General features: G+C 62.0%; 10 protein-coding genes. 4 read left to right on the top strand and 6 right to left on the bottom strand.

All coding sequences use genetic code 11. The features are described from left to right. Positions 1 to 172: 172 nt before the first annotated feature. The 6 genes from AC30NL_RS07685 to AC30NL_RS07660 all read right to left on the bottom strand — a co-directional run bounded on the left by AC30NL_RS07685 (position 173) and on the right by AC30NL_RS07660 (position 6146). Positions 173 to 1132, bottom strand: coding sequence for a DMT family transporter (locus tag AC30NL_RS07685; protein ID WP_489463420.1), 960 nt, complete (start codon positions 1130 to 1132; stop codon positions 173 to 175). Continuing rightward, positions 1129 to 2193, bottom strand: a complete 1065-nt coding sequence (locus AC30NL_RS07680; RefSeq protein WP_489463419.1) for a TauD/TfdA family dioxygenase — start codon at positions 2191 to 2193, stop codon at positions 1129 to 1131. The genes AC30NL_RS07685 and AC30NL_RS07680 overlap by 4 nt, the downstream gene beginning before the upstream one ends. A 495-nt stretch (positions 2194 to 2688) precedes the next feature. Further along, complete coding sequence (locus AC30NL_RS07675) at positions 2689 to 3918, bottom strand: MFS transporter (RefSeq protein ID WP_489463418.1); 1230 nt, start codon at positions 3916 to 3918, stop codon at positions 2689 to 2691. Continuing rightward, positions 3909 to 4670 (bottom strand): thioesterase II family protein, encoded by a 762-nt coding sequence (locus tag AC30NL_RS07670; protein WP_489463417.1) that lies wholly within the window; start codon positions 4668 to 4670, stop codon positions 3909 to 3911. The genes AC30NL_RS07675 and AC30NL_RS07670 overlap by 10 nt, the downstream gene beginning before the upstream one ends. Positions 4671 to 4689: 19 nt before the next feature. After that, a complete protein-coding gene (locus AC30NL_RS07665) occupies positions 4690 to 5325 on the bottom strand; it encodes a hypothetical protein (protein ID WP_489463416.1) in 636 nt (211 codons plus the stop codon). A gap of 74 nt (positions 5326 to 5399) precedes the next feature. Next, positions 5400 to 6146, bottom strand: coding sequence for a class I SAM-dependent methyltransferase (locus AC30NL_RS07660; RefSeq protein WP_489463415.1), 747 nt, complete (start codon positions 6144 to 6146; stop codon positions 5400 to 5402). A gap of 591 nt (positions 6147 to 6737) precedes the next feature. On the opposite strand from AC30NL_RS07660, the gene AC30NL_RS07655 reads away from it, so the two are divergent. The 4 genes from AC30NL_RS07655 to AC30NL_RS07640 form a co-directional block, all read left to right on the top strand. Next, entirely contained in the window at positions 6738 to 7085 is a 348-nt protein-coding gene (locus AC30NL_RS07655; RefSeq protein ID WP_489463414.1) for a nuclear transport factor 2 family protein, read from the top strand. A 39-nt stretch (positions 7086 to 7124) separates the two neighbouring features. After that, entirely contained in the window at positions 7125 to 8111 is a 987-nt protein-coding gene (locus tag AC30NL_RS07650; RefSeq protein WP_489463413.1) for a fatty acid desaturase, read from the top strand. Positions 8112 to 8201: 90 nt separating this feature from the next. Further along, positions 8202 to 9182: a fatty acid desaturase family protein gene (locus AC30NL_RS07645; RefSeq protein WP_489463412.1), complete on the top strand. Its 981-nt coding sequence runs from the start codon at positions 8202 to 8204 to the stop codon at positions 9180 to 9182. Positions 9183 to 9185: 3 nt separating this feature from the next. Further along, positions 9186 to 12599 (top strand): AMP-binding protein (locus tag AC30NL_RS07640; RefSeq protein ID WP_489463411.1); only part of this gene is annotated, 3414 nt, incomplete at its 3' end.

Below are 12599 nucleotides of genomic sequence, written 5' to 3'. Positions count from 1 at the left end.
TCGACGTGAACACGACTGCATCGCTCAACGGACCCACGAGATGGCCCGGCCGACCATCACCGAGCTTGATCATTGGTCCATCGAATTGGCTGATCACACTCCAACCCCTGAGCAAGCTCACTCACCTGCCGGGCCTCTCCATTCGCCCCTTCACGTTGAATCACGGCGCCACTCACGCCCGAGATGTGCCGTCGCGTTCCACACGAAGGGGTATATAGCCGAGAATCTTTTTCTGGAACGGGACTGGCAAATATTTTGGTCCGAACTCACATATGAGGACACCAATAATGACCAAGGCGAGCATCAGCCCCTGAAAGGCGGATGGTTTTTCTCCGAGGACGAGGAAAGCCAAGATGAGGCCGAAGACCGGGATCAGATTCAGGAATATGCTGGCTTCAATGGCTGATGTTTTTGCAACCCCCCAATTATAGAAAAAATAGCCGCCAAAAGTGACAAAGGTTGCCAGATAGGCGATAGTCAGAACGGTATTGAACGGTATACTAAAACTCAGAGCTTCCCCGAAAAAGATCAGCGGAAAAAACAGGATGGCGCCGGCGAAGGATTGCAGAGCCGTGAGGAAAATGGGGCTGTAGCGGTCTGATAGCTTTTTCATCAAAATAACATACACGCCCGAAGCTACCATGGCTCCGAATTCAAGCAGATTTCCGAGCCAAGGCATAAGAGCATATTCGGTGCTCTCCGAGCTGAGGCTCAACCCAATTGCCCCGATAATACAGACCACGAATCCACAGAGCGTCCAGAAACGTGGATGCTCGCGGAGCAGAATCCAAGCCAACAGGGCGACGATGGGCGGTTGTAGAGCATTGATCGTGGCTGCAGAACCGGCCGTGGTAAATCGCAGGGCTTGACTTTCGAGCAAGAAATAAATTCCGGGCTCGCAAATCGCCATGATCACCAGATAAAGCCAATCCCCCTTTTCGTACAGAAATCTACCCCAGAAGCGATAAAGAAGGCAGAAAACAGTCGAAGCGATCAGCATCCGAAAGAATATGATTTTACCGGGATCGAGCACCAACACAGCCGACTTCATGGCAATAAAGGAGCTTGCCCAGAAAAAGACGGCGCATAAAAGCGCCATCTTTGGAAGGGTGCGTGTGGAAGCCGCGCTCATAGCATGACCCGAATCTTCTGGCTGTCACGAAGCCCAAAATTGACTCGACGGCCGTTGGCAATATTGACCCGGCGCAACCACCGATGCTTTGGACCGTAATCGGGCTGGTATATGGAGCGCCCGTGAGCCACTCGCAAGTTGTCGAGCAGCAGGATATCGCCCGGCTGCATCTGTAAGTGGATTGCTGCGCGGTCGAGTGCGTCATGGAATTCTGCGAGCGCGGCAGCCGCTTGATCATCACCATCAAGCGCCGATACGAAAGCCTGATCGGCCTGCATCAAAGGCATATCATTGCGCCCATAAATTAGCGGGATGGGTTGAGGGTTGTTCATCATCTTCTGAATCGTATTAAAGGCTTCTGCGTTCAGCTTCCATTGCTCACTGGTATTCTCTACTGGCGTATGGGATTTGTCAGGGAGGATTGTAAACCGCGGTTGCCGCAGCGTACGCCAAGTATTTTCAGCAAGATTCAGATCATCGACACAAGCGATATTCGTCACCGCCTGTTCGCGGTTGCGGTAGCACATCAGCGTGAAAAAGTCAGCTCGACCGAGATGGAAGGCTTCCTCCGTATGCCACATCAAGGTTGTCGCGCTGCTGCCGCCTAGCTGCTCATCCTTCACGGCTTCGATGGGTACGATATGGCGCAGAAAGCGACCGTTTTCCTGTGTGCGCCATCCAAATACGCCACCGATTGCCGATGAGAGCAGGACCTGGAACAGTTCTTCGCGCAGATAAGGTCTGTCTTGCCAGGGTTGATCCCAATGTGCAGGGGAGCCTCCAATCGCATTGTCGTCGATTTCAAAGCCACGGATCAGAAGATAGCTGGAGCGTATGTCCCCGCTTGCGATCACCTTGAGTATGGACAACAGACCTTCCGGCAGATGCGTGGCTGCGATCTCACAAGCCAGCGCTGTTTCCTCGCTCTCAACTGTTATGAACCGTTCGGCCAGCTTGCCAATAAGTGTCTCGATCTGAGATTTCTCTTGTGAATCAATGGTATATATGCGATCAATATCAGATGATATTGATCTGGACTCTGGTTTGAATACAACACTCACTGTGGACACCATTATTATTAAAACTTACTTAATCTGTTGGAATGAAACATCAGGTCGACCGCTCATTATTCGTGCGATAACACTGCTCAAGATGCGCGCCGTCGTTTAGCGAAATCGGGGCCGGCGCAGAGTATGTTCGACGCAGTAAAAAATGAACTCCCTAATTAAAGGGGTTGACAGGTCAATCGCAATTAGCAACGCCGGAGCCTGGGCCCGTAGCGCACCTTTCCGACGGACTTTCTCGACTCCCTATATTTTCATAAGTCGTTCATTCCAATTGAGAAAGGCTGACCAAATTGCCCAATTGAAACTAATTGTCCGGTCCTCGTCCCACGCGCCAAGAGGAACGTGCGCCCGCTTGCGCCTGCGAAAAAACACCAACGGCGCGGAAAAAATCGATGGCCGATACAAATTGACGACTTACAAGCAACGCTTGTGTCGAACTCGGGTGGCCAGGGATCGCGGCGCCGGACTGCGCCATCATGGTCTCCGCCGTCAGCGGAAGCTGCGAAGCGCCCAAACCGCAGCGACGGCCTGCATAACCGCGCAGGTGAAGAATGTGGCACCAGCGCGCCAGTCGCTCGAAGCGAGGTGCGTGGCGTTCTGCAGCAATCCCGCACCGAACAGTGGGATGACGAACACACCCAGGCTGCCGATTGATTGCAGCGATCCCATCACGACGCCTTGCTCCTGCTCGGCGCTGGCCTTGGAAACGATTCCCTGCAACGTGGGCGCAACCACGAAGGCCAGCAGGTTGAGCGGCATGATGGCGTACATCATCCAGCCCTTAGTCGCAAGACCGAACAGCAGGCAGGCTGCGGCGCCAGCCACTAGCCCGGTGAGGATGAGCCGCTTCTCGCCGAGCCGCAGCAGGAGCCACGGCAGCATCCCGGCCTGGATCACAGCGGCCCCCACCCCCACGACGAACAATGCAATGCCGTTGTCGCGCGGCGTCCACCCGAAGCGGAATGCGGTGTAGAGAACCCAGGTAGTCTGCGTTAGCAGGTTGGCGAAGGTAACCAGCAAGAAGACCCAGGCCGCGGCGCCGCAGCGCGGGTCACGCAGCACGGCCAGCATGGGCGCGACGGGATTGACGCCACGCAAGCGCGACTTGAGGCGGCGCCCCGCCGGCAGCGACTCGGGAATGAACAGCGCGCCATACACCAGGTTGATGGCCGACAGTGTCCCGGCGACCGCGAATGGCAGGCGGATGTCGATGCTGCCCAGCAGCCCGCCTAGCATTGGTCCGCAGATAAAGCCCAGTCCGAAGGCGGCGCTGATCTGCCCGTAGCTGCGCGCACGCTGCTGGGGTTGCGAGACGTCCGAGGCATAGGCCGCAATCACCGATAGGCTGGCCGCTGACATGCCGCCGACGATGCGGCCGATGAACAGGCTTGCCAGGTTGGGCGCCAACGCGGTGCTGAGGAAGTTGATGCTCATGCCGGCCATCGAGATCATCAGTACCGGGCGTCGCCCGATGCGGTCGCTCAGGGCTCCAAGCAGCGGCATGCAAGTGAACTGCATCAGCCCGAACACGGCCGTCAGCACGCCGAACCACAGAGCCTGGATGTCGCGTGCCTCGACGAATTCGCCAACCAGCACCGGCAGCACCGGCACCGCAAGGCCCACGTTCAGCATGTCGATAAACGCGCACAGAAGCACGAAGGTGAGGCGGGGGCTGGCCGGCGGCGCGGCGTCCGTGTGGGGAGCCTCGGCTAAACGCATGGGGGGTCCTGCATTTGCGCGTCCACCGCGGCGATCACCTGGCTGGCCTGCGGCCCGTGCACGAAGAAGTGTCCTCCGTCGAACCAATGCGAGCTGCAACCCGCGGTGGTCTCTTCCGCCCAAGCGCTTACGTCGTCCGGGGACGCAATGGGATCGTCCGTCGCACCCAGCGTCACCACGGGCACGTCGAGCATGCCATGGTCGGGACGCCGATAGTCGAAGACTACCTTGAAATCAGCGCGCAGCGCTGGCAGCGTCAGCTCCATCAACTCGGGGTTGTGGAGCAAGGCTGGCGGCGTGCCCTGGTAGTGAGAAAGCGCTTCGATGAATGCGGCGTCGTCGAGCGCATGGAGGGGTTGGCGCATGCGGCGCCGGCGCGGGGCGATGCTGCCCATGGCGAAGAGCCTCACGGGCGCACGCGTCTGCAATCGCCGCAACTCGTGCACGACCTCGAACGCCAACAGTCCGCCAAGGCTGTGCCCGATCAAAGCGAACTCGGCCGGGGCGAGTTCGATGTCTCTGGCGATGGCCCTCGCAATCTCCCGCGAGAGATCCCTCATCGACGTGAATGCCGGTTCGGCGAGCCGCATGCCGCGTCCCGGCAGTTGGACGGCGCGAACTTCGATGTTCGCCGAAAGCGCCTTCTGCCAAGGAAGATAGGCAGTGCCACTTCCACCCGCATGCGCGAATGCGTAAAGGCGGCGCGGCGCATCCTTCTCGCTGGGGCGACGAACGATCCAGGGGCTCGACATGGACGGCGCTCGGTCCAATTCAGTAGACCTTGGCCCCGATGGGCGGGCGCGGGTCATTCGGACGTGCGAGCAAGACCGAGCCATCGCGCAGCGTGGGCAAGTGGCCGTGCTGCGGCCGAGCGGCATCGCGGGCGGCGATGATGCGTTGGCCCACGAGAGAGGCCGATAGCGACCGGGGCAAGGCTACCGACCAGCGTTCACCCTCGCCTGACGCATGCACCGTGAGACTGGCGGCGGACTGGTCGATGACCTCAACCAGGCGAAGGTCGGCCGCCAGCCACTCGTCAAAGTTCAGCTGCGGCTTTGGATCGCCAGCCGGGGTCGGGGTGTCATCGGCCACCGGCGCGAGGAAGGTAGCCTGCTGCTCGTGCGCATCGCCGCTGATCACCCCGCCGTCGGGGTGCGGCAAGCCCATCACCAGGATCTCCGAAGGCTGGCCGAACATGTTCTTCGAGCCTACGTTGATGAGGCACAGCACGGTTCGGCCGAGCAAGTCGTTCTTGTGGCGGGCAAACTGGCCGACCGACTGGCGAATGCCCACGCCTGGGAACTCGACACGGATCACGCAGAACTTTCGCCGAGGCGAATCGGGCTTGTCGGAAAAAAGGCGGATGTCGACCACGTGGCCAAAGCGGATGTCGAGTTGATCAATCATGGTGAAGGACTCGGTCGAAGAGGCAAAAGGCAGGCGGGGAGAAGGATGGCTGCGCGCGATATGCACGCGTGGCGTCAGGTAGTAAGCAGGAACAGGTCGCCATAAGTCGAAAACGGCGTGATGATTCCGTGGTGTCGCGAAATGTCGTGGACCAGCTTGGTCAAGTACTCCGGCTTGTAAGCGATCGAGCGGAACTTCTGGCCAGCTTTGAACAGTACGCCTTGCTCGGCGTCGTAGACGCGGATCGACGAATTGCCGAAGCAGTTCACATAGTAGTTGTAGCGGCCGATGGTGGTGTCTGAGCGTGTGTTGAAGTTCGACATGGCCAAGTCGACGCCGGCCATGTCAAGCATCTCGATCAGTTCTACGACGTTGATAAAGTTGCCGAAGAGGTTGAATGGGAAGAGCACCAGCTTGCGACGAGGGTACTTGCCCTCGGGCAGCACCAACGAGCGCAGCTTCTCGACCGAGGTGCACAGGAAGTCGATGCAGCCGGAGCGGGGCTTTTTTTGCAGCGCGTGGTCGATCGCGGCCTTATTGATATCGACCCCGATGTACTGCGTGCACAGGGCCGCCAGCCACTCGGAGTTGTGGCCGGCGTGGCACCCGACCTCAATGATGCATTCGTACTGTTCCTGCAGGAGCACCTTTGTCAGATGATTGCGCTCGTCGTGCAGGAACTGCGTCACCTCGGCTGAGAAGCACTCCGGGTTCATGATGCGCTCCGAGTCGCGGATGCTCATGTAGAAGTCGTTGTTCGGCGTGCTTGCCAGGGGGCGAATCACGCGCTTCTCCACGTCAACGTCTTTGACAGGTTCCACTGAATGGGTCTCGTACATATTGGTCCACCTTCGTGTGCGGGTGCATGCCGGCGCACCCCTCGATTCGAGCGAGCGGTACGGCCCAGGTGTTGGGAATGCAGCCAGGTCAGAAACGGTCATGCCAACGGACGCAAGCCCGCAAAGGTTTGAGTCCGCGCACATTCATTCCTGCACGGACCAGGGCACTATCTCGCGATTTCGCACAAGGGACCGTTCGACGGCGCGCGGATTCTTGATCACATATCGATCACTAGTAAAGAGAAACCCGTGGACGTTGGCACTTCAAACTTGGGGGTTGACTCGCGCCGACAACGAAGCCCTTGAATGCCCGGCCAGGCAACCTTTTCGTGGGACTTGCGAATTGCCGTTGCGTCGGCATAATCGCGCGCCTTTGGGTCGTAGGTCATGCCTCAGCCGTTTGACCACGGTAGCGCGCAGTACCTGTCGGCGTGTCATCTGGCAGTCACGACGCGCCAGTACTCGCGTTGCTTCAACTTGATTGACCTCGCGACAGGCATGCTCACCTGTGGCGAAGAGAGCGGATGCGATGCCTGCATGAGTGTTCACAACCAATAAGCCTGGAGATCAAGCATGACCATGCCTACGCCCCTTGAACTCGCGCAGCGTCAGCTCGACGCCTACAACGCCAGAGACCTCGATTGCTTTCTCGCCAACTTCAGCGACGACGTGAAGTCGTATCGCATGCCAGCGTTAGAGCCGGCGCTCGTGGGCAAGAAGCAGTTCGGCGAGTTCTACGCAGCCCAGCGTTTCAACGTACCCTCTCTTTATGCCGAACTCATCAGTCGCACTGTCCTGGGAAACAAGGTGTTCGACCGAGAGCGCGTCTGGGGCCTGAAAGAGCAGCCAATCGAGATGGTGGCCGTGTTCGAGGTGCATGAAGGGCTGATTCGAAACGTGTGGGGCTTTTCGCCCGATTGACGGATCTGTGGTGAGGCCGCATCGGCGGCACCCCAAGCAGTGGCTGACGACAAGGTGGAGATGGTGGTGGGCATGGTCTTCAAGCATTCGGTGTGGGACGCGACAAACGCGGCGGTGATCCCGTTGCAGGCAGCTTCATTCGTCTGGCTGGCGCTGGCCTATCCGGGGCTTTCCCTGGGCACACTGTTAGCGATGGTGCCAGTGGTCTACGTGCTCGCACTGCTCAACTCAGGTGCAAACCACAACCACTACCACACGCCGTTCTTCCACGCGCGCTGGCTGAACGCCGCAGCGCGCATGGGCTTCTCGCTCGTGGGGGCGCCCAAGACGCCGCACAACCTGTACCACGGTTACCACCATGCGACGAAGAAGTCCTGGAACGAGGTCTCGTTTCTGCAGGTGATCGGCTTGCGAAGGCCGCTGCACAAGCAGGTGCTGGCCATTCTTATGTTCTATCCCGAGTCTTTCGGGTTCAAGTACCTGGTGCTGTTCGTCCTACTCAAGCGCTGGTCGGTTGAGCGCCTGGCCAAGTTCGCCACGCCCGACGATACGGTCATGGGCGTGCGTCTGTTCAAGCGCATCAAGGAGCCCGCCGCGCTGCGCGCAGCCAAACTCGACGTGGCGGTGTGGGTGGGCTTTCGTGTGCTGCTGTGCGTGATCGACTGGCAGTTCTTCGTGTTTTTCTTTGTGCCCGTCACCTATGTGGTCGAGACCTTGCGAATGGGCGAGGACTATATGCATCACTGGGGTGCAGTCGATCCTGATGACCCTCGCCGCGACGCCGTGAGCTGCTATGGGCGGGTCTACAACTGGATCAGCTTCAACCTCGGCTACCACCAGGAACATCATTTGCGCCCAGGCGAACATTGGCTGCGCCTGCCCGCGATGAGCGCGGAACTGCCCATCGACCGACGCACCGTGCCCTTCACTCATTACCTGAATCTGCCGGTCTTCTACCCGGCGCTTGCAACCGATCTGGTGGCCCGGCGTGGCGCCGACGCGGAGCGCCCGTCTGCAAGGCCCTGAGGTCGATGCCGCTCCCTATCCGAATTGCGCCGCTGGAGCGCATGCCCGCCCCGCATTGGCGCGCTGCTCCATGAACAAGGAACGTTATCCATGAGCAAAAGCCGTCTCTTCCGGTACTCACGCCTCGACGCCCTGGGCGTGGCAGTCATCCCGTTCCAACTTGCGTGCTTCATTGGACTTGCGCTTGCCTATGAGCAGTTGCCCTGGCTGGCCCTGGTGCTCATCGCCCCGGCTCTGTTCGCACTGTCGCTGCAAAGTTCGGGCGCGAATCACAATCACTTCCACACGCCGGTGTTCCACCAGCGCTGGCTCAATGGGCTGGTGCGCGTCGGCTTCTCGGCCATCGGCAACCCCAAGACGCCGCACAACATCGGCCATGGCATGCACCACGCCACCCCGCAATCGTGGAACGAGTCATCGATTCTCGAGATGCTGGGCCTCAAGCGCCCGCTGCACAAGCATGTGAAGGCCTTCCTCATGTTCATTCCCGAGTCGTTGGGGTTGAAGTATCTCGTCTTCCTGGTGCTGCTCAGGGTGTGGCCGGTGGAGCGCGTGGCCGCGTTCGCCACGCCGAAGGAAGACGAGCGCAAGGTCGCCGTCAAGCTCTTCGAGCGCATCAAGCAGCCCACCACGATGCGTGCCGCACAGCTCGACATTGCGGCATGGATCGCGCTGCGCGTGTTGCTGTGCGCCATCAACTGGCGCTTCTTCTTTTTCTACTTCGTGCCGGTACAGTACGTAATCGAGATGCTGCGGCAGACCGAAAACTACCTGCAGCACTGGGGCGCCAGCGACCCCTTCGACGATACGCGCGACTCGGTAAGCTGCTACGGCCGCCTCTACAACTGGCTGACCTTCAACCTCGGCTACCACCAGGAACACCACCGCCGCCCTGGTGCGCACTGGCTTGAACTGCCCCGGCTGCGCCACGAGTTGCCCGCCGACCGTCGCACGGTGCCCTTCACGCACTACATCAACCTGCCGGTGTTCTATCCCTCGGTGGCGCGCCGCCTGTCGGCTGGTTGTGCCGTCTTGCCGGCGGCCGTGGACGAAACCACGGTCCAGCCCTGAGCCATGCAGCCGACGACCGTGAGCACCGAGGCCGTGCCGTCCACCTTGCTGGAAGTTCTGCGCCGCCATGCACACAGCGCTGTGTTTGCGTCGCGCCCGGCCTTTACCTACCTGCAGGACGGAGACACGGTCAGCACCGTGCTTGGCTACGCCGACCTCGATGCACAGGCCCGCCGGCTCGCCGCCCGGCTGCAGACGCGCACGCGGCCCGGCGACCGCGTGTTACTCGTGTACCCGCCCAGCATCGACTACATCGTCGCGTTCTATGCCTGCGTGTATGCCGGCGTGATCGCGGTGCCGGCGGTGTCGCCCTCGAACGCACGTACCCTGCCACGTTTGCACGCCATCGTCGACGACGCCCGGCCGGCTCTGGCACTGACGCAGCACGAGCTGATTCGCGCCATCGAGAAGATGTCGCAAGGCGAATCGGGCGTAGCACGCTTTGCCGATCTGCCGTGGCTGGCTACCGACGTGCCCTGCGATGACGAGCCCGTGAGCGCATGGCGAGCGCCGATGTTGACGGGCGATGACATCGTCTTCCTGCAATACACCTCGGGTTCCACCGGCACGCCCAAGGGCGCGATGGTCAGCCACGCTCGCCTGCTGGCCAACGCGGAACACAACCGCCGCACCTACCGCGTGCCCGAGGGCAGCACCTTCGTATCGTGGTTGCCGCCGCACCACGACTTCGGGCTCATCGGCGCTATCGTGCTGCCGGTGTTTGCGGGCTGCCATTGCGTGCAGTTCCCACCCGCGAGCTTCCTCATGCGGCCCTTCCGCTGGCTGCGGCTGATCTCGCAGTACCGGGCCTATATCACCGGCGCGCCGAACTTCGCGTTCGAGCTGTGCGTGCAGCGGGTGACCGAGGCCCAGAAGTGCGAGCTCGACCTGAGCCACCTCGGGGTGGCCGTGAACGGCGCCGAGCGGGTGCGTCCCGAGACCCTGCGGCGCTTTGTCGAGGCCTTCCAGCCATGCGGCCTCCGCAATGGCGTGGTCGTGCCCTCATACGGCATGGCCGAGTCGGTGTTGCTGGTCACGGCGGCCGAATCCGGCGCCGACGGCTCGACGATCAGCACACACCAGCTCGATCGCGCCTCGCTCGAGGCTGGCCTGGCCATAGCGGCCGAGCCACAGGCGCCAGATGCAGTCGAAGTGGTGCTCACGGGTCGGGCGCTGACCGGCGACCACCGCGTGGCCATCGTCGACCCGTCGACCTGCGAGTCGCTGGCCGAGCGACGGGTGGGCGAGATCTGGGTGTCGGGCCCGTCTGTGGCCGCCGGCTACTGGGGGCGCGACGACAACGACGGCGTCTTCCGCGCCTCGATGGCCGGGCAGGGCGGGGCCTGGCTGCGCAGCGGCGACCTGGGTTTTCTCGACCGCGGCGGCCTGTATGTCACCGGCCGGCTGAAAGAGGTAATGATCTTCAGCGGCCGCAACGTCTACCCGCAAGACGTCGAGATGACTGTGGAGGCGCTCGACCCCGCCTTCCGCGCCAACGGCTGTGCCGCCTTCGCCGTCGAAGACGATGCCACCGCGCGACTTGCCGTCGTGCAAGAGATCGAGGCCCGCCGCCAGCCCAATGTGGACGGCCTCATGGCCCGGCTGCGTGCCGAGTTGGCCGAGCGTCACGAGATCGCTGAGCTCGACGCCGTGGTGCTGGTGCGTGCCGGCCATGTGCCCCGTACGTCCAGCGGCAAGATTCAGCGCGGCCGATGCCGGCAGATGTACCTCGACGGCGCGCTGGTCCCGGTGTGGCAATGGCGGCGAGAACACGTGGCGGCCGTCAACATGCCCGGCGAGCCTCGCACCGGCACGGAGCGCCGGTTGCTCGCACTGTGGGAAGAGTCGCTGGGCCGCAGCGGCATCGGCATGCAAGACAACTTCTTCTCGCTTGGCGGGCATTCGCTGCTGGCAGCGCAGATTGCATCCCGCGTGGGCGAGACCTTTGGCATCGAGCTGCCGCTGGTCAAGCTGTTCGAGGCGCCGACCATCGCAGGGATGGCGCAGTTCATCGATGGCGCACGGCATGTGCCTGGCACCGCGGCGCGAAACGCCGAAGCACAGCGGGTGCAACCCTCGGCCGACACGGACTCGGCCGCCGTCGTTCACCCGTTGTCGCATGCGCAGCAGACGTTTTGGCTGCTGGAGCAGTACGCGCCGGGCAGTCCCTTCCACGCCATTCCATTGGCGCTGACGCTGGCGCCAACGCTTGATCCCGAACACCTGCAGCGAGCGCTGCAGGCTCTCGTGGCACGGCAGCCGAGCCTGCGAACCACCTACGGGTGTCGCGAAGGCATACCGGTGCAGCTCGTGCATGAACGCAGTGACCTGCCGCTGGACGTGCGCGAGTGGGCGATGTCTGCCCATGCCGATCACGAACGCTACATGGCTGACGAGCTCGCCCGAGAAGCGGCCCGCCCGTTCGACTTGTCGACGCTGTGGCCAGTGCGCGCCACTTTGCTGCGCCGGCAGGTCGGCGAATCTGTGCTGCTGCTCACGTTGCACCACATCGCGGCCGATGGCGCCTCGGTGTCGCTGATCGTCGACGAACTGCGTCGCCTTTGTGCGCCGGGCAGCGACCGCGCCGATGTACTGCCGCCGTACGCGACGACCTACCTCGACTACGCCGCCCGGGAAGCGCGCGAGCTGGCCGGCGAACGGCTGGCCTCGCGCCTGGCCGCGTGGCGCCAGTCACTCGCCGGCGCGCCCATGCGGCTCGAGCTGCCCGGCGCGCGCGTGGCCGCCGCCTCGTCGAACCGCGCGAGGACTGGGGCTGCCGTCGTCCTGCAGCTGCCCGCCGCCCGGGTCGCCAGCCTCGACGAACTCGCCCGCCGGCACGGCGTGACCCGCTTCACGGTCCTGGTTACTGCCATGAGCGCACTCGTGCATCGCCTGGGCGGCGGCAGCGATTTCTGCCTGAGCATGCTCTCGTCCAACCGGCCGGTCGGCACCGAGCGGGTGATCGGAAATTTCATCAATGTGGTGCCGCTGCGGCAGCGCATTGATGAGCGCAAGGGCTTTGGCGACATGCTTCAGCCCAACGGGCGTGCCATTCTTTCGGCCTACCAGGAGCAGCTTCCCTATCAGTTACTGGTGCGCGAATTGCTCGTGGACGACGCGCGCGCCGTTGTCGCGCCCTATGCGCAGCTGGTATTGAACTACCACAGCGAGCTGGGCGCTGTCGATGCCGGCGCGGCCGGGCCCGTGTTGCATGTGAGGGGGCGCGCTCCGGAGTGCGTCACCCACGTGGGCTTCGACCTGAAGGTCGAGGTTTGCATGCATGCTTCGCCGCTGGGCGAGTTCGCGCACTTCGAGTTCGAATACGACAGCGAGCTGTACGAGCGCGCGACCATCGAGCGGCTGGCCGGGCACTACCGGCGCGTGCTGGAACTCGTGGCCGAGCAGCCCGACTGCCCC

Origin of the sequence: Rhizobacter sp. (assembly GCA_021153565.1) — a bacterium.
In the GTDB taxonomy this organism is placed as follows: Bacteria; Pseudomonadota; Gammaproteobacteria; order Burkholderiales; family Burkholderiaceae_C; genus Albitalea.
Note: the sequence above shows the minus strand (reverse complement) of the source record. Positions and strands in the feature narration are given on the sequence as shown.